Raw genomic sequence first — 20802 nt, forward strand, 5'->3', positions numbered from 1 at the left:
TGGGCTCCCACACAAGCCCGCTCCCACATTTTGTTTTGTGTTGAACGTTAAAATGTACACAGATATGTAACCATCGGTGCCATTTATGTGTGCAATTCATATTCAACCGCACCATTACGTAACACCTACGCCGCTTATCCTTCCCCGCTTCAAATTCCCCATCTACCGCTCAAAAATAAATAACTGTTCAAACGGTCAATTTATATCGCTTTAAATTCAGCATGTTACTTAAATCACCTATAAAAACGAAATTAACCGAGGTTCTCATAGATCGAAAGCTGGCACGCATGTGGCTTAAGGTGAAATACGCTTTGTATACAATAAATACAAAACCTACATACACTTTGTCCTCTGCCGCTCTGCTGCAGAGGCTCTGGAGCCTGCCGGAATGCGTACAAGCCTCTCGAACGACATCGCACTGGATCTGCCCTCCGCTTCCCTGAACCCCACCACAAGCAGCAGCCCCGGCCCGTTGGTACTCAGCCCGCGCCTGCACAATCGCGACCTGGCGCCTACCAAGGTCGAAGGCCGGCGCTGGGGGCGCTACAGCATCTTTGCGCTGTGGACCAACGACGTACACAACATTGCCAATTACTCGTTTGCCATCGGCCTGTATGCATTGGGGCTGGGCGGCTGGCAGATTCTGTTGTCCCTGGGAATCGGCGCGGCGCTGGTGTATTTCTTCATGAACCTGTCGGGGTACATGGGGCAAAAGACCGGCGTGCCCTTTCCGGTGATCAGCCGTATCAGTTTCGGCATCCATGGCGCACAGATTCCAGCGTTGATCCGTGCAGTGATCGCGATTGCCTGGTTCGGCATCCAGACCTACCTGGCCTCGGTGGTTTTCCGCGTGCTGCTGTCGGCGATTCATCCAGGGTTCGCCGACTACGACCACAACTCGATTCTCGGCCTGTCGACCCTGGGCTGGGCGTGTTTTGTGGTGATCTGGCTGGTGCAACTGGTGATCCTGGCCTACGGCATGGAAATGGTGCGCCGCTACGAAGCCTTCGCCGGGCCGGTGATCTTGCTCACCGTGGCGGCGCTGGCCGGCTGGATGTACTTCCAGGTGGGCGGCCAGATTGCCTGGTCGATCCGCGAGCCGCTGAGCGGCGGCGAAATGTGGCGCAATATTTTCGCCGGCGGTGCGCTGTGGCTGACAATCTACGGCACGCTCATCCTCAATTTCTGCGATTTCGCCCGCTCTTCTCCCTGCCGCAAGACCATCATCGTCGGCAACTTCTGGGGGTTGCCGGTGAATATCCTGGTGTTCGCCGCCATCACCGTGCTGCTGTGCGGCGGGCAGTTCCAGCTCAACGGACGGATCATCGAAAGCCCGACCGAAATCATCGCAGCCATCCCCAATACCTTCTTCCTCGTGCTCGGTTGCCTGGCCTTCCTGATCGTCACCGTGGCGGTGAACATCATGGCCAACTTCGTCGCGCCGGCCTTTGTGCTGAGCAACCTGGCGCCCAAGTACCTGAACTTCCGCCGCGCCGGATTGATCAGCGCCACCGTGGCGGTGCTGATCCTACCGTGGAACCTCTATAACAGCCCATTGGTGATCGTGTATTTCCTGTCGGGCCTGGGCGCGCTGCTCGGCCCGTTGTACGGCGTGATCATGGTCGATTACTGGCTGATCCGTAAAAGCCGCGTGGACGTGTTGCAGTTGTACAGCGAAGACCCGAATGGCGTTTATTACTACAGCCGTGGGGTCAATCTACGCGCCGTGGCAGCATTCATTCCCGCAGCGGTGATCGCGATCCTGCTGGCACTGTTGCCCGGGTTCGCCAGCGTCGCGCCTTTTTCCTGGATGTTTGGCGCCGGTATTGCAGGGTTGCTGTACCTGTTGATCGCCAAGCGCCAACCGTATTACGCCGATGTCAGCGGCGAGAGCATTGCAGTCGATAACGTCAGTCATTAATCAAGGACCTCCCATGCGTATCCTCGTGGTCAACGTCAACACCACCGAATCCATCACTGAAACCATTGCTCAGCAGGCACGGGCCGTGGCCGCGCCGGGCACCGAGATCGTCGGGCTCACCCCGTCCTTCGGTGCGGAATCGGTGGAAGGCAACTTCGAAAGCTACCTGGCGGCCATCGCGGTGATGGACCGAGTGATGGCCTACGACCAGCCCTTCGACGCAGTGATCCAGGCCGGCTACGGCGAACATGGTCGCGAAGGCTTGCAGGAATTGTTGAATGTGCCGGTGGTGGACATCACCGAAGCCGCCGCCAGCACCGCAATGTTCCTGGGCCACGCCTACTCGGTGGTGACCACCCTGGACCGCACCGTGCCCCTGATCGAAGACCGTCTGAAACTCGCCGGCCTGTACCAGCGCTGCGCTTCGGTGCGGGCCAGCGGCATGGCGGTGCTGGAACTGGAGGAGGACCCGCTGGCCGCCATGGAAGCCATCGTGCGCCAGGCCGAACTGGCCATCCGCGACGACAAGGCCGAGGTGATCTGCCTGGGTTGCGGTGGCATGGCCGGGCTCGATGAGCAGATTCGCCAGCGCACCGGTGTCCCGGTGGTGGACGGGGTGACCTCGGCGGTGACGATTGCCGAATCGCTGGTGCGGCTGGGGTTGTCCACATCCAAGATCCGCACTTATGCGACGCCGCGGCCGAAGAAGATCATCGGCTGGCCGGGGCAGTTTGGCCGGTAGACCGAGTCCCCTGCATCGCGGGCAAGCGCGGCTCCCACAGGAGATCGCATCTTTCCTGCAGGGGCTCTACAGTTGAACGCATTTTCCTGTGGGAGCTGGCTTGCCTGCGATGGCCGCGCCTCGGTCTACAGCCCGGCTCAAACCGCGCTGAAGCGCTCACCCAATCGCTGCTCTGCAAACTGCTCGATGATGAACCCCACGAACGCCCGGGTCTTGCCGGGCAGCAGCTTGTGTTCGGCGTAATAAAGGGAAATGTTGCCGTCGTCGACGTACCAGTCGGGCAACACCCGCACCAATTCACCTTTGTCCAGAAACGGCACCGCCATCGGCATGCTCACCAGCGCAATGCCCAGGCCCTGGGCGCTGGCGCAGCAGGCCGCTTCGGAGTCACTCATGGTCATGCCGGGCTTGAGCACCAGCGGGCGTTGTTCACGTTCGCGACTGGTCAGTTGCCAGGAGCGGATGCGGCCGGTTTGCGGTGAGCGGATCAGGATGCCGCTGCAGCGCGCCAGGTCTTCCGGCCCCTGCACCGGCGGGCGTTGCGCCAGATAAGCCGGCGCGGCGACCAACACGCGGTGCGCCGGCCCCAGCTTGCGCGCCACCACCCCTTGAGGCAGTTCGAAGCCACCGCCAATGGCGGCATCGAAGCCCTGCCCGATCAAGTCGACCTGGCGGTTATCGAAATGCCAGTCCGGGCTGATATCCGGGAACCGCTGCAAGAACGCCCCCAGCAGCGGCACCACGTAGCGGTTGCCAAACACCGTGCCCATGCTGACCTTGAGCGTGCCCACCGGGCGCCCTTCGGCGCTCGCCAGGTTGGCCACCGCATTCTGGATGGTGATGAGGCTGCCGCTGACCTCCTCGAGAAACAGCTTGCCGGCTTCGGTCAGGGTCAGGCGCCGTGTACTGCGCTGGAACAGCCGAACGCCCAGCCGTGCCTCCAGCTTCGCGACGCTTTTGCCGACCGCCGCCGGCGTAAGGCTCAGGTGCCGCGCAGCCTCCGCAAAACTGCCGCCTTCGGCGCTGCGCACAAAGCATTCGATACTGCCAAAGCTCTCCATACCGCCTCACTCTAAACTTTTGGTTTACACAGACTATAGCAATCACGGTCTACCGGGAGGGCCTGGCCAGGTCGATACTCGGTTCCAACAACAAGGCATTCCGCCTTGAACTCGCTAGGAGATCGACATGACCACACACAACCTCACCGGCAAAGTCGCCCTGATTCAAGGCGGTTCCCGCGGCATCGGCGCCGCCATCGTCAAGCGCCTCGCCGCGCAAGGTGCAGCCGTCGCCTTTACCTACGTCAGCTCGACCACCAAGGCTGAAGACTTGCAAAACAGCGTGATCAGCGAAGGCGGCAAAGCCTTGGCGATCAAGGCCGACAGTGCCGACGCAGAAGCGATCCGCCACGCCGTCACCGCCACCGTCGAAGCCTTTGGCCGCCTGGACATCCTGGTGAACAATGCCGGCGTGCTGGCCATCGCACCGCTGGAAGACTTCAAGCTGGAAGACTTCGACCAGACCTTGGCGATCAACGTGCGCAGCGTATTTATCGCGACTCAGGAAGCGGCCAAACACATGGGCGACGGCGGCCGGGTGATCAACATCGGCAGCACCAACGCCGAACGCATGCCCTTTGGCGGTGGCGCTCCGTATGCCATGAGCAAATCGGCGCTGGTGGGACTGACCAAAGGCCTGGCACGGGATCTGGGACCGCGGGGCATCACTGTCAATAACGTGCAGCCCGGGCCGGTGGACACCGACATGAACCCGGCGAACGGTGACTTTGCCGAGAGCCTGATCGGCTTGATGGCGGTGGGACGGTATGGTCAGGTGGAAGAGATCGCCAGCTTTGTCGCCTATCTGGCGGGCCCGGAAGCGGGTTACATCACCGGTGCGAGCTTGACCATCGATGGTGGCTTCAGCGCATAGCCCAATGTGGGAGCCGGCTCCCACATTTTGATCGCGCTCAGTGTTTGAAAGGTGGCAGGCCGTAGGCGGCCAGGTCGAAGTCCGCGAGTGTGCGGATGATCTGGTCGGCGTGGTGGTACTTGCTGTCGGCCATGGCTTCATCGGGCACGGCGATGGCGGTCATGTGGGCGGCCTTCGCCGCGGTGACGCCGAAAGGTGAATCCTCGAACACCAGGCAATCCTCGGGGGCAATGCCCAGGCGGCGGGCGGCGGTGAGGAAGATATCGGGTGCAGGCTTGGCGGCGCCGACTTCCGGGTCATCGGCGGTAACAATGGTGTCGAACAGACCAAACCATTCGCGGTGCAGGGTCGTCTTGTGGCCGAACGAATGGCGCGACGAACTGGTGCCCACCGCAATCGGAATATTGTGCGCCTTCAAGTGCCGCACCAGCGCTTCGGCACCGGGCATGCCCTGGGCCTTGGGAAAACGCTCGCTCATCAGCGGCTCGCGGATCACCAGGAACTCGGCCGGCGTGATCGGCAGGTCCAGCGCCTTGACCACATAATCGGCCAGGTCCTGGGCCCCGCGCCCGATGATGTGCTGCTTGATCCCCCAGTCATAGGTGCGGCCATAGCGCTCGGCAATGAGTTGCGTGACTTCTGTGTAGATGCCTTCTGTGTCCAGCAGCAAACCGTCCATATCGAAAATCACGGCCTTGATCGGGCCGGCGGTACGCGGTGCATTCATCACAACGGATCCTTTGGGGGGAAGGACTAAAAGGATTCAGCACAATAGCGGGCCGGGTTGCCCGCAAGCAACCATTGCGGACAACCCGGCCTTCCCCGTTTGACTTCACTCCGGGAAATCCGCGCCTTCGGTGACCTCGGCCCAGGCTTCGAAATCCGCATTCAGCGCCTTGACCTTGGTCCGTGCAAAACCCAGGGCGGCCTTGCCCAACAGCAGGCGCAGGGGCGGCTGTTCCGCTTCCACCGCCTTGACGATGGCAATCGCCGCCCGCACCGGATCACCCGGCTGCTTGCCGCTGTAACTGCGCACCGCACTGGCACGTGCCACCACCGTCTCACGATAATCGTCAATGGCGTGCGCCGCCTCATTGGCCGAACGCCCGGCCCAGTCGGTACGAAACGGCCCCGGCTCGACCAGCAGCACTTTGATGCCCAGCGGCGCGACTTCCTGGGACAGCGCTTCGGACAACGCCTCCACCGCGAACTTGCTGGCGTTGTAGAAACTCAGCGCGGGAAATGCCGCAATACCGCCGACCGAAGAAATATTCACCACGGTGCCCGAGCGTCGCGCCCGCATGCCGGGCAATACGCCTCGCGTCATGGCGCTGAGGCCCCAGACATTGATCTCGAACATGCGGCGCACTTCGTCCAGCTGGCTTTCTTCGAACGCACCGAAGTAGCCGACGCCAGCATTGTTGACCAGCACATCGATCTGCCCGAAACGCGCCTGAGCCGCCGCTATTGCAGCTTCGATCTGAGCCGGATCGGTCACATCCAGCGCCTGTACCAGGGCAATGTCCTCGAAGCCTGCGACGATATCCTGAACCTGCTGCGGGTTACGCGCCGTCACAACGGTTGGGTAGCCCAGACTCAAGGTGTACGACGCCAACTGGCGCCCGAAACCGGTGGAACAGCCGGTGATGAACCAAACGGGTTTTGCAGTGGAATGGGTCATGGGTAAGCCTTGCGAGTGTGTGTGGAAAAAGTATGCTCACGGGCTTTCTTGTTAAAAAGATGCATAATCCGGAAGACCCTTTCGGAAAAACCACACAATGGACACGCCTGACTTTCAGCAATTACGCCTGTTCCAGCAGGTGGCACACGCCAAGAGCTTCACCCAGGCCGCCGATGCGGTGAGCCTGTCGGTCTCGACCGTGAGCCAACGCGTCGGTGCCCTGGAAAAGCAGTTGGGCGTGCGTTTGCTCAACCGCACCACCCGTAGCGTCAGCCTGACCGAAGCCGGTGCGCAGTTGCTGGAAAAAATCACCCCGCTGCTGGAAGAGCTGGAAACCAGCTTGCGCAGCGTCGCCGCTGCCACGGTCGAGGCCAGCGGTACCCTGCGCCTGAATGTGCCCTCCACCGCCAGCCGAATGCTGCTGCAGCCGATGTTGCAGGGGTTCCTGCGCAAGCATCCGGGGATCAACCTGGAAGTCGCGGTCGACAATGCCTTGGTGGACATCGTTGCCCAGGGCTTTGACGCGGGGATCCGCTATGACCATGTATTGGCCGAGGACATGGTGGTGATCCCCGTGGCCCGGCAACTGCGCTTTGTGATCGTCGCCACCCCGGGCTATTTGCAGGGCCGCACAGTACCGACCCATCCCCATGATTTGCTCGAACATGAATGCGTCAATTACCGCAGCGCGCAGACCGGCCTGCTGCACCGCTGGGACTTTGAAAAGGACGGCAAGCCGTTGCGCGTTTCCGTCAAGGGCCGGCTGGCCACCAACGATATCGAGCTGATGGTCCGCGGCGCACTCGACGGCTTCGGCTTTGCCTACGTGGCGCGCTCCAGTGTCGAACCCTATCTGCAATCCGGCGAGTTGGTGGAGGTCTTGGGCGACTGGATCACCCACAGCGCGCTGTACTTGTATTACTTCAATCGCAGCAACACGCCGAAAAAACTGCGGGTGTTCATCGATTATCTGCAAGAAACCCTGAGCGCTTGAGGCGCCAACGCGGATCCTGTGTTCAAACGCTCCGGGGCAAGTTGCCCATGCCGATCAGCGTCGCTTCCACTGCCTCGTCCAGCGGCGTGTGCGGTTCGCGGCCCAGGGCCTGCACCAATGGACGATTGTCCATCAACAGCGGGGTTTGCCACAGGTAACGCATCTCCTGCAATTCACGCAAGGTGGTGACGAAGGGCGCAGCCAGCTTCAGCAACCACCAGGGAAACAGGCCTGCGCGGGGTTCGGTGCCGGTCCTGCGCAGCACGATGCGACGTATCGCCTCGACCATCTGGCGGCCGTCGTGATCCACATGCCCGGCCATGTGAAACCGTGCAAACGGCGCCAGCGCTTCGCGACGCTCCAGCAGTTGAAGCATCGTGCGCGCCACATCGGGCAGGTAGGCCCACTGATGTGCGATGCCCCGCGCGCCGGGATAACTGATTCTGCCTACCGGCTTGCCGGGCTTGACCAGCCCCTGGGAAAACCAGCTGTTGGCCGCGCCGCCCCCGAAAAAATCCCCCGCCCGCACGATCAGCACCCGGGCACCTTGCCGCGACGCATCGAACAACCGCTGCTCCAGTTGCACACGGATCGCGCCCTTGCGGGTGTGCGGATGCTGGGGCGAGTCTTCGCGCAACCTCGCAAACGCATCCGGCCCGTAGTTGTAAACCGTGCCAGGCAACACGATGGTCGCGCCTTCGGCGATGGCGGCCGCGATGGTGTTATCGATCATCGGCAATACCAGTTGCGCCCAGTTGCGATAACCCGGCGGGTTCACGGCGTGAACGATCACCACGCAGCCACGGGCGGCGGTCAGTACGTCTTCACGGTTCAGTGCGTCACCCTTGAGCCAGGTGAACGCCGCATTCTGGCCACGAGCCTTGTCCACGTCGCGGGTCAATGCACACACCTCCCAGCCTGCCGCGTTCAACTGCCGCGCCACTTCACCGCCAATACCTCCCGTAGCACCCAATACCAGCACTTTGCTCATCACCGCCTCCCGCCACTGTGTGTTGTGGAGGACAGTGTGTGCGGGGCGCCGCTATAGATAAATTGCCGAAGATTGTTAAGTCGCTATACATTTATGCATGGCATCGAATATTGGATGGGAGCTTTATCGGTCGTTTCTCGGTGTACTCGAGGAAGGATCGTTGTCGGGGGCCGCACGGTTGCTCGGCATCACGCAGCCCACGGTCGGCCGGCATATTGCCGCGCTGGAGACGGCGCTGGGCGTGGTGCTGTTCACCCGTTCACCCACCGGCCTGTTGCCGACAGCGATGGCGCACACCCTGCGCCCCCACGCCGAAACCATGGCGCGCACCGCGGCCGCTCTGGAACGGGCCGCCTCGGCCCAAGGCGATGACGTGCGCGGTGTGGTGCGAGTTTCCGCCAGCGAGGTGGTCGGCGTGGAAGTGTTGCCGCCGATCCTCACCGAACTGCGCCGAACCCATCCGCTCCTCAAGGTTGAACTGGTGCTGACCAATCGCCTGAGCGACCTGTTGCAACTGGAAGCCGACATCGCCGTGCGCATGGTGCGCCCTCGCCAGGAACAACTGCTGGCGCGGCGCGTGGGCTTGATCGAAGTGGGCCTGCATGCCCGCGATGACTACCTGCAGCAACACGGCACGCCCCAGCAGATGCAGGATCTGGCACATCACTCGGTGATCGGTTTCGATCAGGAAAATGCGTTTATCCGCAGCCTGGCAATCAAAGGCTTCGAACGCAGCGCCTTTGCCCTGAGCAGTGACAGCGACCTGGCACAACTGGCACTGATCCGCGCTGGCGCCGGGATCGGCGGCTGCCAGGTGCAATTGGCCAAGCGCGACCCGCGTCTGCGGCGGGTGCTGCCGCAAGGCTTCTCCATAGCGCTGGACACCTGGGTCACCATGCATGAAGACCTGCGCACAAGCCCGCGCTGCCGGGTGACTTTTGATGCGCTGGTCGAGGGTTTGCAGCGTTACGTACAGGATTGAGACAGCTGGCGTGGTGAACAATCACACGCCCTCATTCCGTTCACAGACAGCCCTATGTCCGAAACCTTCGAAGTCCCCAGCCCCCACGAAAAACACCTCGAACACACCACCGAACATGCCCACGGCCGTGGGGACAATTTCGCCAGTCGCATTGCCGTGATGACCGCCCTGATGGCCACCCTCGGCGCCATGCTCAGCTATCAGGCCGGCTCCACCGAAAGCGAAGCGGCGATGGACAAGAACAACGCCGCCATCTTCAAGACCGAAGCCGCCAACCAGTGGAATTACTACCAGGCCAAATCCAGCCGCCAGAACCTGGCGGAACTGGCTACCCACATTCCCGGCGTGGATGCGGCGCATTACACGGCAGAGATCGAGCGTTACAAAAGCCAGAAGGAAGACGTGCGCAAACAGGCCGAGAAGCTGGAGGCCACCTCAAGGGAATGGGATGAAAAATCAGAACAAGCACTGCACCAGCATCACCGCTGGGCCCAGGCCATGACGGCGATTCAGATCGCAATTTCGCTGGCGGCGATCACCTTGCTGACACGGCGGGAATGGTTGAAACGCCTGTCGTATACGGCCGGCGGGGCAGCGGTGGTGCTGGGTAGTCTTGCCTGGTTGCATCTTTAGACATACGCCCGGGGCCTGCCGTTTTTTTCGACAGAAAACGTCGTCGGACACCGCTTTTTTGCCTTGGTTGGGTCATCACCTCGCTATATAGTAAAAAGCATAACGAAGCCCATGCCCAACTCAAGGAAACGCCGGTGACCGCACAACCCAAGGAAGCCGTGGGCGCCGCCTACAGCATCGACGCCATGCGCCATGCCCAGGCCATGACCTGGCAAGCCATCGATCACCTCGCCCGGCGCATCCGTCCCGGCATGCGTGAATCCGAAGCCCGTGAACTGGGCAAGCACGTGCTCGCCGACCTCGATATGCAGCGCATTTGGCACCCGTTGCTGGTGCGTTTCGGTGGCAACACCCTCAAGGCCTTCAACCAGCGTTCCGAGGGCGACCCGGTGTTGGGTGAAAACGATATTTTCTTCATCGACATGGGCGCCGTCTGGCAGGGCCATGAGGGCGATGCGGGCGCTACGTTCAGCACCGGCAACGACCCGGAAATGATCGCCTGCGCCAACGCCGCCAAAACGCTGTTCGACCGGGTGGAATCGCGCTGGAGAAACGACCGGATGGTGGGTCTCGAGCTGTACCGCTACGCCGAAGAACAGGCCCGGGCCATGGGCTGGCAGTTGAACCTCGACATCAAGGGCCACCGCGTCAGCGACTTTCCCCACGCCATTCATCGCGGCGGTGACCTGGGGGATTTCGAGCACTACCCGAATGCCGGGCTTTGGATCCTGGAAATCCAGATCGCGCACCCAACCAAGCCCTACGGCGCTTTCTACGAAGACTTGCTCGCCTGACCTTTAAGGACCATCAATGGAACGCTCCACCGATCATCCTGTGTTGCTTTTTTCCTACGGCACGTTGCAGGACAAGGCCGTGCAACTCGCTAACTTTGGCCGCGAACTCACTGGCCAGCACGACGCAATGCTCGGTTATTCGAAGAGCTGGGTCGAGATCACCGACCCTGAAGTGTTGGCCACCAGCGGCAAGACCCATCATCCCATCGTGGCCCCCACCGCCGACAACGCCTGCAGCGTTGAAGGCATGGTCTTTCAGATCACCGAGCAGGAACTGGCAGCGGCGGACGCCTATGAAGTGTCGGACTACAAACGGGTCTCGGTCGCCCTGGCCTCGGGCCTGACTGCCTGGGTGTACGTGCAGGCGTGAAGACAAAAACTCTCCGGCATGAATCTCAAGGAACAACGGCCACCGCATCGATCTCGAACAACGCCCCTTCGACCACTAACCGGGAAACTTCGACCGTAGTACTCGCCGGAGGTGCGCCCGTATTGACGAAGCTGTCGCGGACCTCGCGCAGCAAAGGCAGCTGAGTTCTGGCATCCGTCACGTACATGTTGATTTTCACCACGCTCTCCCATTGGGCGCCCGCAGACTCAAGGGCCACCTTGAGGTTCTGAAAGGCCTGATGAGCCTGCGCCCGGAAGTCGCCCGGCGCGCCTGCCATCTTTCCGTCCGGCAGAAAACCCAACTGCCCCGAAACGAAGACCGTCCGCTGCCCGGCAGGGACGACCACTACATGTGAGTAACCGAATGGCTTGGCGATGCCAGGAGGGTTGGCGAAGTTCGCGCTTTGTGCATGGGCGCTTCCTGCCGCGATGAGTGTCATTGCCGCGCATACAAGTTTCAGGAACTGCATGGAAATCTATCCTTCGAGGGTCTGGGCATGGTCACGACCACAGGGGGGGTGCCTGTGATCGTCATGCGCTTGATACTGCCCCCGATGTGAAAGGCCGGGGTTCGCGCAGAGGTGGGCTCGACGCAACGATAGCCTCTCGCGCGAAAAAATCACTTATCTGTCCGGGCTCTGCCCCATATGGCCGTTTTTCAGACGCCAAAAACCACAAAACCCCTGGTTTCTCTCGAAACCAGGGGTTTTGTTTACATCGAATTTGGCGGTGAAGGAGAGATTCGAACTCTCGATACAATTTCTTGTATACACACTTTCCAGGCGTGCTCCTTAAGCCACTCGGACACTTCACCGTATCTCGTCAAACCGTTCAGTCTGTCGAGGCGCGCTAATGTAGTCGAAAGCCTTGCTGATGGCAAAGGTTTTTTTCAGAATTTTCATGCGCTTAGACGGTAATACCAGGCAGGGTCCCGTAAGGGGCAGTGATTCTGCCATTCTCGGGCATCGCGCGCAGGTGTCTGGGGCCGTGGCTGCGCGTTGCCACGGGCGCTTGCGGGTCAGTGTGCGGGAAAAGTCTGACTGAGCAGTCAGTCACGGCGCTTTACCGAGACAGACGGGGTGGGTAACGTTTGGGTATGCCCCTCTATAACAAACCCTACAAGGAACCGCGTCATGAGTGAGTTGATTGCCTACCACCTCGAAGACGGTATCGCGACCCTGACCTTGAGCAACGGCAAGGTGAATGCCATTTCCCCGGCGGTGGTCAGCGCCTTTAATGAAGCGCTGGACCAGGCCGAGAAGGATCGTGCGGTGGTGATCATCACCGGGACGCCGGGGATTCTGTCGGGCGGTTACGATTTGAAAGTGATGACCGCCGGGCCCAAAGAAGCCATTGGCTTGGTCACATCCGGCTCGACGCTGGCGCGGCGCCTGTTGTCGCACCCCTTCCCGGTGATTGTGGCCTGCCCCGGGCACGCGGTGGCCAAGGGCGCGTTCCTGCTGTTGTCGGCGGATTACCGGATTGGTGTCGAGGGCCCGTTCAGCATTGGCCTGAATGAAGTGGCGATCGGCATGACCATGCACCACGCGGGCATCGAGTTGGCGCGGGATCGTTTGCGCAAGTCGGCGTTCCATCGCTCGGTGATCAATGCCGAGATGTTCGACCCGCAAAGCGCGCAACAGGCGGGTTTCCTCGACAAGGTGGTGGCACCGGAGGAATTGCAGGCGGCAGCCCTGGAAGCGGCACGTCAATTGAAGAAACTGAACATGAACGCCCACAAGCACACCAAACTGAAAGTACGCAAAGCACTGCTGGAAGCCCTGGACGACGCAATCATCCAGGACCAGGGCCACATCCTGAGCTAAGCCACCACCATGCGCAGTGCCGGAGCCCGACCTTGAGTCGGGCTTTTTCTTACAAATTAACCTGAGAGCGAGCGGGTCGCTCTAGCCTGCCCCTTTTGGCACAGGTTGAAACATGTACTCAAACATCGCCTATCTCCCACGTCCGCAGGGGCAATTGCCGAATACAGTGCACATCCGTACACTGCGCCACCTTTTGTCTCGATAGGCCGTGTCGATGCTGTTTCTGTTGCGTATGTTGTTGATGGGCCTGCACTTTATCGTCGCGGGCGCACTGGGCGTGCTGTTGGGCCTGTGCCGGCCGTTCAACCCGGACAACAGTCGTTTGTGCGCGCGCCTGTATGCCGTGCCGGCCATGTGGATCCTGCGGTTGAAGGTGAAGGCCGATGTCGATTCGTTACGCGACAAACCCGGCACCTGCGTGGTCATCGCCAACCACCAGTCCAACTATGACCTGTTCGTGTTCGGCACCGTGGTGCCCCATCGCACGGTGTGCATCGCCAAGAAAAGCCTGAAATGGGTACCATTTTTTGGCCAGTTGTTCTGGTTGGCCGGCAATGTGCTGATCGACCGCGGCAACGCTCACCAGGCGCGCCGCGCGATGCTCACCACCACCCGAACCTTGCAACATGAGGACACCTCGATCTGGGTGTTCCCGGAAGGCACGCGCAACCTGGGCAACGGCCTGCTGCCGTTCAAGAAAGGTGCGTTCCATATGGCGATCAGCGCCGGCGTGCCGATCGTGCAAGTGTGCGTCAGCAACTACGTCAGTCATATGCAGCTCAATCGCTGGAACAGCGGTGATGTGCTCATACGCTCGTTGCCGCCCATTCCGACTGCCGGGATGACGGTGGATGACATTCCCCGGTTGATGCAGGCTTGTCAGGCGCAGATGGCGGCGTGCATTGAAGAAATGGATGCCGCTATTGCTCAGGGCAATCCTGAGTTGCGAACGGCTTGAGGTTTGGGGGGCTTCGCCCCCCTCCGCGAGCAAGTTCGCTCACCCCAAGTGCCAAGTGCTGTAACAATCGAACTCGCCTCAGGCTAAGCTGCCCAACATCTGTCCTCCCAACAAGAAGCGATCAGCACCATGGGTAGAGTTGTTGCGGCCGCCGTTTACAGCGCCGGCAAGAAAGTCACGGATATCACTCTCGACGAAGGCGCGGCCTGGGCCGCCAAACCCGGCCACTTTGTCTGGATCGGCCTGGAAGAACCCAACGCCCAGGAACTGGCCAACCTGCAACGCCAATTCAATCTGCATGAACTGGCCATCGAAGACGCCCTGGAAAAACACAGCCGACCGAAGCTGGAGACCTTCGGCGATGCGCTGTTTATCGTCACTTATTCACCGGTGCGCGAGAACGGCAAGCTGGTGTTTATCGAAACCCATATCTTTGCCGGCAACGGCTACATCATCACCGCGCGCAACGGCCATTCGGCGTCCTACAAATACGTGCGCCAACGTTGTGAGGCGCGACCACTGCTGCTGGAGCATGGGGAAGATTTCGTGCTCTATGCGCTGCTGGATTTCGTCACCGAGAACTACCAGCCGGTGAGCGAGGCGATCCATGCGGAAATCGACGAACTGGAGCGCAACGTGCTGTGCAGCTCGTTGAGTGAGCGTGATATCCAGAACCTCCACGGCCTGCGCCGCGACGTGTTGCGGCTCAAACGGCATGTGGCGCCGATGGTGGAGATCAGCCAGGAATTGCAGAAGCTGAGCTTCCCGTTCATCGACAAGAATATGCGCCCGTATTTCCGGGATGTGCAGATCCACGTCACCCGGCAGATGGAAGACCTCACGACCCTGCGCGATATCGCCAGCCAGACCATCGAGATCGGCGTCTTGCTGGAGGCATCGCGCCAGAGCGTGGTGCAACGCAAGTTCGCCGCCTGGGCAGCGATCCTGGCGTTCCCCACCGCTGTGGCGGGGATTTACGGGATGAACTTTCAGAACATGCCCGAGCTGCAATGGCACTACGGTTACTTTGCCGTGCTCGGGCTTATCGCGGTGGGCTGCACCAGCCTGTGGGCCAGCTTCAAGCGCTCGGGCTGGCTTTAAGCGGTGGCCTCGGGCTTGTGTGCCACGAAGCGCATCATCCACTCCGCCACGGTCACGCCGTGGTGGTCACGCGCGAGGCTGGCCACGCCGCTGGTGTAGATTTTTTCGCCCAGGTTCGCCTGGCGAATATCCAGCAAGGCGCGTGAATAATCGTGGATGAACTCCGGGTGGCCCTGGAAGCACAGCACCTGGTCGTTGATGTGGTACGCGGCGAACGGGCAAAAATCGCTGGAGGCGATGACGGTAGCGTTTTCCGGCAGCGCGGTGACCTGGTCCTGGTGGCTGATCAACAGCGTCAGTTCTTCCACTACCGGGCTCATCCAAGGCGCCTTGGCGGCCATCTGGTAGTTGTGAATGCCCACGCCCCAGCCCTGGCTCGCCCGCTCGCTCTTGCCGCCCAGCAACAGCGCAAGCAACTGGTGGCCGAAGCAGATGCCCAGCAGCTTGTCGCCACGCTCGTAGCGGTTCAGGAGGTAGGTCTTGAGGGTCTGGATCCAGGGGTCGGTGCCGAAAGAGTCGGCTTTACTGCCGGTGACCAGGTAAGCGTCGAACACCTGGTCGTCAGCGGGATAGTCGCCGTTCATCACGTTGTACACGGTGAACTCGGCAGCAATCGGCTGCTGGGAAAACAGACGCTGGAACATCTGCCCGTAGCCCTGATATTGGTCCACCAACTCCGGGCGCAGGACATCGGTTTCCAGAATGCAGACGCGTAGCGACATAAAAAATACCTGACACGGTGATGGGAATAATGCACACCCAAGCCTGCCTTGAAATGCACCTGCAAAGCAAGCCCGCCAAGCGCCTCATGTGGGAGCGGGCTTGCCCGCGATAGCGGTGTATCAGTCAACGTATTTGTCGGTTGATATAGCGTCATCGCGGGCAAGCCCGCTCCCACACAAGTTCTGCTCTGATCGTTCCCACATGGGGTCTGCATCAATCATTCGATCAGGTAAATATCTCGCCCTGCGCGGCCTTCTCCAACAGCAACGCCGGCGGTGCAAAGCGCTCGCCATACTGCTCGGCCAGGTAGCGGGCGCGGGCGATGAAGTCGTCCAGGCCGTACTGGTTGATGAACTGCAATGCGCCACCACTCCAGGCGGCAAAACCGATGCCAAAGATCGAACCGACGTTGGCGTCTGCCGTGGACAACAGCACGCCTTCTTCTACGCAGCGCACGGTCTCGATGGCCTGGATAAACAGCAGCCGGTCGCGCACATCCTGCGGCGAAATCTGCTTTTCCGCCTGCTGGAAGCGGGTTTTCAACTCGGGCCACAGGTGTTTGTGCCCACTGGCGGGATAATCATAAAAACCGCCGCCCACCGCTTTGCCCGTGCGTTTGTACTCGTTGACCAACAACTCGATCACCCGCGTGGCCGGATGCGCCGGCATCGCCTTGCCTTCGGCTTGCAGGTCTTTCGCTGTCTGCTGTCGGATATGGCTCATCAGGGTGAGGGACACTTCATCGGACACCGCCAGCGGCCCCACCGGCATGCCGGCCTTGCGTGCTTCGGTTTCAATCAGCGGCGCCGCCACGCCTTCGCCGAGCATGGCGATGCCTTCGCTGGTGAACGTGCCGAACACCCGTGAGGTGAAGAAGCCGCGACTGTCATTGACCACAATCGGGGTTTTCTTGATTTGCAGTACGAAATCAAAACCTCGAGCCAGGGTTTCATCGCTGGTGCGAGCACCCTTGATGATTTCCACCAACGGCATCTTGTCCACGGGGCTGAAGAAATGCAGGCCGATAAACTTGCTTTGGTCAGGCACGGCGGTGGCCAAGCCACTGATGGGCAAGGTCGAGGTGTTGGAAGCGATCACCGCGTCGGGGCCGACCACCCCTTGGGCGGCGGCGGAGACGGTGGCTTTCAGTTCACGGTTCTCAAACACCGCTTCGATGATCAGGTCACAGCCGGCCAGATCAGCATCGGAGGCCGTAGGACGGATCCGCGCCAGGGTGATTTCCCGCTGCTCGACGGTCAATTGCCCACGCCCGACTTTTTTGCCCAGCAACGCCGCCGAATGTGCCTTGCCCTTTTCGGCAGCCGCCAGGTCGATGTCTTTGAGCACCACCTCAATGCCTGCGCAGGCGCTGACATAGGCGATACCGGCGCCCATCATTCCCGCGCCGAGTACACCCACTTTGCGCGTCACATAAGGCGCAAACCCCCGGGGGCGCGAGCGGCCGGCGTTGATATCATTAAGCTGGAACCAGAAGGTACCGATCATGTTTTTCGCCACCTGGCCGGTGACGAGCTCGGTGAAATAGCGGGTTTCGATCAGGTGTGCGGTGTCGAAATCCACCTGGGCACCTTCGACGGCGGCGCACAAAATCTTCTCCGGAGCAGGGAAGCAACCCTGGGTCTTGCTGCGCAGAATCGACGGGGCTATGGCGAGCATCTGCGCCACTTTCGGGTTGGACGGCGTGCCGCCCGGGAGCTGAAAGCCCTTGTTGTCCCATGGCTGTTTAACTTCTGGGTTGGCCAGAATCCAGGCTCGGGACTTAGCCAGCAATTCGTCCCGATCCGCCGCCAGCTCATCAATCAAACCGGCCTGCAGCGCCTGTTGCGGGCGAACCTTCTTGCCTTCCAGCAGGTACGGCAACGCCTTTTCCAGCCCCAGCATGCGTACCATGCGCACCACCCCGCCGCCGCCCGGCAGCAGGCCCAGGGTGACTTCCGGCAAGCCCAGTTGCACCGACTTGTCATCCAGCGCCACCCGATGATGGCAGGCCAGGCAAATCTCCCAACCGCCTCCCAGCGCCGCGCCGTTGATCGCGGCCACCACCGGTTTGCCGAGGGTTTCCAGGCGACGCAGCTGCGCTTTCAATATCCCGACGCCGTCGTAGAACGCCTGGGCACGGGCCTTGTCGACCTTGATCAGTTCATTGAGGTCGCCACCGGCAAAGAAGGTCTTCTTGGCCGAGGTGATCACCACCCCGGCGATGCCCTCCTTCTCGGCTTCCAGCCGCATGAGCGTGGCCGCCATGGCCTCGCGGTACGCGCCGTTCATGGTGTTGGCGCTCTGGCCTGGCATATCGAGGGTCAGCACCACGATCTGGTCCTGGCCTTTTTCGTAACGAATGGCGTCGGTCATGACAGCTTCCTTGGGCTCAGAGACGTTCAATAATGGTAGCGATGCCCATGCCACCACCGACACACAGGGTGGCCAGGCCGTAGCGCTGCTGGCGCAGTTCCAGCTCATCGAGCAAGGTGCCGAGGATCGCGCAGCCAGTGGCGCCCAAAGGATGGCCCATGGCGATGGAGCCGCCGTTGACATTGACCCGCGCCGCGTCGATGCCCATGTCCTTGATGAACTTGAGTACCACCGAGGCAAAGGCTTCGTTGACTTCGAACAGGTCGATGTCTTCCACACGCAAACCGGCCTTGGCCAACGCCTTGCGCGTGGCGGGCGCCGGCCCGGTGAGCATGATGGTCGGGTCGGTGCTGGTCACCGCCGTGGCGACCACACGCGCCCGAGGTCGCAGGCCCAATTCGCGGCCTTTGGGCTCGGAGCCGATCAGCATCAACGCAGCACCGTCGACGATGCCGGAGCTGTTGCCCGGCGTATGCACATGGTCGATGCGCTCCACATGGCTATAGACTCGCAGCGCCGTGGCGTCGAAGCCCATCTGCCCGATCATTTCAAAGCTCGGCTTGAGTTTGCCGAGGCCTTCGAGAGTGGAGTCGCCTCGAATGAACTCGTCATGGTCCAACAGCACAATGCCGTTCTGGTCCTTCACCGCGATCAGTGACTTGTCGAAGGAACCGTGCGCGCGCGCCCTGGCCGCTTTCTGCTGGGAATGCAGGGCGAAGGCGTCGACGTCTGCACGGCTGAAGCCTTCCAGGGTGGCGATCAGGTCTGCGCCGATCCCCTGGGGCGTGAAATGAGTGTGCAGGTTGGTGTGGGGGTCGAGCACCCAAGCCCCGCCGTCACTGCCCATGGGCACGCGGGACATCGACTCGACACCGCCCACCACCACCAGGTCTTCGAAGCCGGAGCGTACCTTCATGGCGCCCAGATTGACCGCCTCCAACCCGGAAGCGCAGAAGCGATTGACCTGCACGCCGGCGACGCTGATGTCCCAGTCGGCCACCAAAGCGGCAGTCTTGGCGATGTCGGCGCCCTGGTCGCCGATGGGGGTCACGCAGCCCAGCACGATGTCATCCACCTGATGGGTATCGAGGTCGTTGCGCCGGGCCAGCGCGGTAAGCAAACCGGCCACCAGGTCGACCGGCTTGACGCTGTGCAAGGCACCGTCGGCCTTGCCTTTGCCCCGGGGCGTACGTATCGCATCAAAGATCAAAGCTTGGGTCATGACGTCCTCGAACCGCTGTGCAGGTGTGCCCTTACCTTAGGCCCGATTGACACGGTTTCAATGACGGATGCGCTCATTGCTTTTGACCCCCACGCTCGGACGAACGGTAGGTCCCTACGGGAAACCCGAGGTTAATCGTTTTAGCTGTCTAGCCAAGGGGCTGGCGCCAAGATGGCGATAGGCCTCATGCCGTTTTTAGCGCAAATTCTGACTAGCTGATATGAAATGGATCTAAGCCGCGAAGAACGAGGGCTCTAAGGTTGAATCTGTAAGGAGCTGCTGCCGGGTTTTGCTGGAGCAGCCGTAAGAAACAGCCGTAAGAAAAGTGCAACGTCACCTCGCGATACTGAAATAAACCGGCACGCATTTGACGCTCAGGAATAACAACAAAAGGCAGTCAGCCATGTTCAAGCATACGAAAGTTCGTCAGGCGGGACTCATTCTGTTCGCCACCACACTGATTCTGATCTTGCCCAATTTAACCAAGGTTATCGGGTGACCTCTCAGTCCTCACATTCCGTGCATTCATTGCATCAGGACGGCAGCGTTTGGCAGCACCTGCCAGGGCATTGCGTATAGCGGTCCTGTTGCAGGGGCTGTCTTTTTGCGCGTGAATTTCCGGTATCGTGGGCCCCATTGCCACCTTGCCATCGGGCTTTCCCATTGAAATCGATCCTCGCCCTTCTCGCGCTGTTCATCGCCCTGCCCGCCTCGGCAGCCTCCTTGACCCTCGAGCTCGACCACGCCAGCACGACTTGGCAGACCGCCGACCTGCTCAAGCGTGCGGACGCGCAGACGGTGCAGATCATCGATGACGTTTCCTACAAGCGCACCATGACTTATCGCGCCGTGCCGCTGGCGGCGCTCTTGCCGGGCTTGCAGCCGAACGATCATCTGCAAGCCGTGGCCCTCGATGGATTCGCCGCTGAACTCGCCGCCGCGCCGTTGCTGCAGACCTCCGGGGCCCGGGCTTGGCTGGCGGTGGAAGACCCGGCCCAGCCGTGGCCTGCACTGGCGCCGGGCAAACCGAGCGCCGGGCCGTTTTACCTGGTGTGGACCGATCCGCAGGCAGGGGCTATCAGTCCGGAGCAGTGGCCATTTCAGCTGTCAGTGATCAAGCAATTGAAGACCGTGGCCGAGCGTTTCCCCGCGTTATTGCCCGACCCGAAACTGCCAGCCAATGACCCGATCAATCAGGGCTTCGCACTGTTCCAGAAAAACTGCCTGGCCTGCCACCGCCTCAATGGGGCCGGTGATGCCCAGGTGGGGCCGGACCTGAATATTCCCTACAACCCCACCGAATATTTCGGCGGTGATTTCCTCAAGCGCTATATCCGCGACCCGCAGAGCCTGAGGCATTGGCCGCAGGCGAAGATGCCGGCGTTCGCAACCAGCGTGTTGCCGGACAGCGAGCTGGAGTTGCTGGTGGGGTATTTGAAGCATATGGCGGGGCGCAAGCAGCAACCCTGAACCCAGCACAACCTCCTTGTGGGAGCGGGCTTGCTCGCGAATGCAGTGGTTCAGTTGGAACATTTT

20 protein-coding genes and 1 tRNA gene are annotated in these 20802 nt (G+C 60.9%); 12 read left to right on the forward strand and 9 right to left on the reverse strand.

Going from position 1 to position 20802, the window contains the following annotated elements; all coding sequences use genetic code 11:
• The first annotated feature begins 388 nt into the window (after nt 1-388).
• Both ACW9IB_RS26785 and ACW9IB_RS26790 read left to right on the forward strand, forming a co-directional pair.
• The gene (locus ACW9IB_RS26785) at nt 389-1921 is read left to right on the forward strand and encodes an NCS1 family nucleobase:cation symporter-1 (protein ID WP_457416201.1); all 1533 of its coding nucleotides are present in this window, start codon (nt 389-391) and stop codon (nt 1919-1921) included.
• Between the two features lie 13 nt (nt 1922-1934).
• Nucleotides 1935-2663, forward strand: a complete 729-nt coding sequence (locus ACW9IB_RS26790; RefSeq protein ID WP_457365243.1) for an aspartate/glutamate racemase family protein — start codon at nt 1935-1937, stop codon at nt 2661-2663.
• Between the two features lie 137 nt (nt 2664-2800).
• Here ACW9IB_RS26790 and ACW9IB_RS26795 read toward each other — a convergent pair whose 3' ends face one another.
• Nucleotides 2801-3724, reverse strand: a complete 924-nt coding sequence (locus ACW9IB_RS26795; protein ID WP_457365242.1) for a LysR family transcriptional regulator — start codon at nt 3722-3724, stop codon at nt 2801-2803.
• 127 nt (nt 3725-3851) lie between these two features.
• On the opposite strand from ACW9IB_RS26795, the gene ACW9IB_RS26800 reads away from it, so the two are divergent.
• Nucleotides 3852-4598, forward strand: coding sequence for a 3-oxoacyl-ACP reductase family protein (locus tag ACW9IB_RS26800; RefSeq protein WP_457416205.1), 747 nt, complete (start codon nt 3852-3854; stop codon nt 4596-4598).
• A 37-nt stretch (nt 4599-4635) separates the two neighbouring features.
• Here the strand turns inward: ACW9IB_RS26800 and ACW9IB_RS26805 are convergent, their stop codons facing one another.
• Entirely contained in the window at nt 4636-5325 is a 690-nt protein-coding gene (locus tag ACW9IB_RS26805; protein ID WP_457416208.1) for an HAD-IA family hydrolase, read from the reverse strand.
• A 105-nt stretch (nt 5326-5430) separates the two neighbouring features.
• Complete coding sequence (locus tag ACW9IB_RS26810) at nt 5431-6279, reverse strand: oxidoreductase (RefSeq protein ID WP_457416210.1); 849 nt, start codon at nt 6277-6279, stop codon at nt 5431-5433.
• 97 nt (nt 6280-6376) lie between these two features.
• Here ACW9IB_RS26810 and ACW9IB_RS26815 point away from each other — a divergent pair, with 97 nt between their 5' ends.
• A complete protein-coding gene (locus tag ACW9IB_RS26815; protein ID WP_457416213.1) occupies nt 6377-7273 on the forward strand; it encodes a LysR substrate-binding domain-containing protein in 897 nt (298 codons plus the stop codon).
• Between the two features lie 22 nt (nt 7274-7295).
• Here ACW9IB_RS26815 and ACW9IB_RS26820 read toward each other — a convergent pair whose 3' ends face one another.
• The gene (locus ACW9IB_RS26820; protein WP_457416216.1) at nt 7296-8264 is read right to left on the reverse strand and encodes an NAD-dependent epimerase/dehydratase family protein; all 969 of its coding nucleotides are present in this window, start codon (nt 8262-8264) and stop codon (nt 7296-7298) included.
• A 97-nt stretch (nt 8265-8361) separates the two neighbouring features.
• On the opposite strand from ACW9IB_RS26820, the gene ACW9IB_RS26825 reads away from it, so the two are divergent.
• The 4 genes from ACW9IB_RS26825 (at nt 8362) to ACW9IB_RS26840 (ending at nt 11043) form a co-directional block, all read left to right on the forward strand.
• A complete protein-coding gene (locus ACW9IB_RS26825) occupies nt 8362-9246 on the forward strand; it encodes a LysR family transcriptional regulator (RefSeq protein WP_457416219.1) in 885 nt (294 codons plus the stop codon).
• A gap of 54 nt (nt 9247-9300) precedes the next feature.
• Complete coding sequence (locus ACW9IB_RS26830) at nt 9301-9879, forward strand: DUF4337 domain-containing protein (RefSeq protein ID WP_457365235.1); 579 nt, start codon at nt 9301-9303, stop codon at nt 9877-9879.
• 134 nt (nt 9880-10013) lie between these two features.
• Nucleotides 10014-10673, forward strand: coding sequence for a M24 family metallopeptidase (locus ACW9IB_RS26835; RefSeq protein ID WP_457365234.1), 660 nt, complete (start codon nt 10014-10016; stop codon nt 10671-10673).
• Nucleotides 10674-10689: 16 nt separating this feature from the next.
• Entirely contained in the window at nt 10690-11043 is a 354-nt protein-coding gene (locus ACW9IB_RS26840; protein WP_457416221.1) for a gamma-glutamylcyclotransferase family protein, read from the forward strand.
• Between the two features lie 25 nt (nt 11044-11068).
• Here ACW9IB_RS26840 and ACW9IB_RS26845 read toward each other — a convergent pair whose 3' ends face one another.
• The gene (locus tag ACW9IB_RS26845) at nt 11069-11533 is read right to left on the reverse strand and encodes a RidA family protein (RefSeq protein ID WP_457416224.1); all 465 of its coding nucleotides are present in this window, start codon (nt 11531-11533) and stop codon (nt 11069-11071) included.
• 254 nt (nt 11534-11787) lie between these two features.
• Nucleotides 11788-11877, reverse strand: a tRNA-Ser gene (locus ACW9IB_RS26850).
• 319 nt (nt 11878-12196) lie between these two features.
• On the opposite strand from ACW9IB_RS26850, the gene ACW9IB_RS26855 reads away from it, so the two are divergent.
• From ACW9IB_RS26855 to ACW9IB_RS26865, 3 genes are all read left to right on the forward strand, one after another.
• Nucleotides 12197-12889 carry a crotonase/enoyl-CoA hydratase family protein gene (locus ACW9IB_RS26855; protein WP_457365231.1) on the forward strand — a complete coding sequence of 231 codons (693 nt, stop codon included), beginning with the start codon at nt 12197-12199 and terminating at the stop codon, nt 12887-12889.
• Nucleotides 12890-13103: 214 nt separating this feature from the next.
• Entirely contained in the window at nt 13104-13847 is a 744-nt protein-coding gene (locus ACW9IB_RS26860; protein ID WP_457416227.1) for a lysophospholipid acyltransferase family protein, read from the forward strand.
• 129 nt (nt 13848-13976) lie between these two features.
• Nucleotides 13977-14948: a magnesium and cobalt transport protein CorA gene (locus tag ACW9IB_RS26865; protein WP_457365230.1), complete on the forward strand. Its 972-nt coding sequence runs from the start codon at nt 13977-13979 to the stop codon at nt 14946-14948.
• Here the strand turns inward: ACW9IB_RS26865 and ACW9IB_RS26870 are convergent.
• The 3 genes from ACW9IB_RS26870 to ACW9IB_RS26880 form a co-directional block, all read right to left on the reverse strand.
• A complete protein-coding gene (locus ACW9IB_RS26870; protein WP_457365229.1) occupies nt 14945-15670 on the reverse strand; it encodes an amidotransferase in 726 nt (241 codons plus the stop codon). The genes ACW9IB_RS26865 and ACW9IB_RS26870 overlap by 4 nt on opposite strands.
• Before the next feature lie 226 nt (nt 15671-15896).
• Nucleotides 15897-18044, reverse strand: coding sequence for a 3-hydroxyacyl-CoA dehydrogenase NAD-binding domain-containing protein (locus ACW9IB_RS26875; RefSeq protein ID WP_457416230.1), 2148 nt, complete (start codon nt 18042-18044; stop codon nt 15897-15899).
• Between the two features lie 16 nt (nt 18045-18060).
• On the reverse strand, nt 18061-19266 hold the full coding sequence (locus ACW9IB_RS26880; RefSeq protein WP_457416233.1) for an acetyl-CoA C-acetyltransferase: 1206 nt from the start codon (nt 19264-19266) through the stop codon (nt 18061-18063).
• A gap of 663 nt (nt 19267-19929) precedes the next feature.
• On the opposite strand from ACW9IB_RS26880, the gene ACW9IB_RS26885 reads away from it, so the two are divergent.
• A complete protein-coding gene (locus ACW9IB_RS26885; protein WP_457416236.1) occupies nt 19930-20736 on the forward strand; it encodes a c-type cytochrome in 807 nt (268 codons plus the stop codon).
• The last annotated feature ends 66 nt before the right edge of the window (nt 20737-20802 follow it).

It is taken from the genome of Pseudomonas sp. SDO524_S393, from assembly GCF_054071875.1.

What these genes read in the sequence shown, in the direction of transcription:
- ACW9IB_RS26785 (WP_457416201.1), top strand. Translation starts at nt 389, where the DNA reads ATGCGTACAAGCCTCTCGAACGACATCGCACTGGATCTGCCCTCCGCT.
- ACW9IB_RS26790 (WP_457365243.1), top strand. Translation starts at nt 1,935, where the DNA reads ATGCGTATCCTCGTGGTCAACGTCAACACCACCGAATCCATCACTGAA.
- ACW9IB_RS26795 (WP_457365242.1), bottom strand. Translation starts at nt 3,724, where the DNA reads ATGGAGAGCTTTGGCAGTATCGAATGCTTTGTGCGCAGCGCCGAAGGC.
- ACW9IB_RS26800 (WP_457416205.1), top strand. Translation starts at nt 3,852, where the DNA reads ATGACCACACACAACCTCACCGGCAAAGTCGCCCTGATTCAAGGCGGT.
- ACW9IB_RS26805 (WP_457416208.1), bottom strand. Translation starts at nt 5,325, where the DNA reads ATGAATGCACCGCGTACCGCCGGCCCGATCAAGGCCGTGATTTTCGAT.
- ACW9IB_RS26810 (WP_457416210.1), bottom strand. Translation starts at nt 6,279, where the DNA reads ATGACCCATTCCACTGCAAAACCCGTTTGGTTCATCACCGGCTGTTCC.
- ACW9IB_RS26815 (WP_457416213.1), top strand. Translation starts at nt 6,377, where the DNA reads ATGGACACGCCTGACTTTCAGCAATTACGCCTGTTCCAGCAGGTGGCA.
- ACW9IB_RS26820 (WP_457416216.1), bottom strand. Translation starts at nt 8,264, where the DNA reads ATGAGCAAAGTGCTGGTATTGGGTGCTACGGGAGGTATTGGCGGTGAA.
- ACW9IB_RS26825 (WP_457416219.1), top strand. Translation starts at nt 8,362, where the DNA reads ATGGCATCGAATATTGGATGGGAGCTTTATCGGTCGTTTCTCGGTGTA.
- ACW9IB_RS26830 (WP_457365235.1), top strand. Translation starts at nt 9,301, where the DNA reads ATGTCCGAAACCTTCGAAGTCCCCAGCCCCCACGAAAAACACCTCGAA.
- ACW9IB_RS26840 (WP_457416221.1), top strand. Translation starts at nt 10,690, where the DNA reads ATGGAACGCTCCACCGATCATCCTGTGTTGCTTTTTTCCTACGGCACG.
- ACW9IB_RS26845 (WP_457416224.1), bottom strand. Translation starts at nt 11,533, where the DNA reads ATGCAGTTCCTGAAACTTGTATGCGCGGCAATGACACTCATCGCGGCA.
- ACW9IB_RS26855 (WP_457365231.1), top strand. Translation starts at nt 12,197, where the DNA reads ATGAGTGAGTTGATTGCCTACCACCTCGAAGACGGTATCGCGACCCTG.
- ACW9IB_RS26860 (WP_457416227.1), top strand. Translation starts at nt 13,104, where the DNA reads ATGCTGTTTCTGTTGCGTATGTTGTTGATGGGCCTGCACTTTATCGTC.
- ACW9IB_RS26865 (WP_457365230.1), top strand. Translation starts at nt 13,977, where the DNA reads ATGGGTAGAGTTGTTGCGGCCGCCGTTTACAGCGCCGGCAAGAAAGTC.
- ACW9IB_RS26870 (WP_457365229.1), bottom strand. Translation starts at nt 15,670, where the DNA reads ATGTCGCTACGCGTCTGCATTCTGGAAACCGATGTCCTGCGCCCGGAG.
- ACW9IB_RS26875 (WP_457416230.1), bottom strand. Translation starts at nt 18,044, where the DNA reads ATGACCGACGCCATTCGTTACGAAAAAGGCCAGGACCAGATCGTGGTG.
- ACW9IB_RS26880 (WP_457416233.1), bottom strand. Translation starts at nt 19,266, where the DNA reads ATGACCCAAGCTTTGATCTTTGATGCGATACGTACGCCCCGGGGCAAA.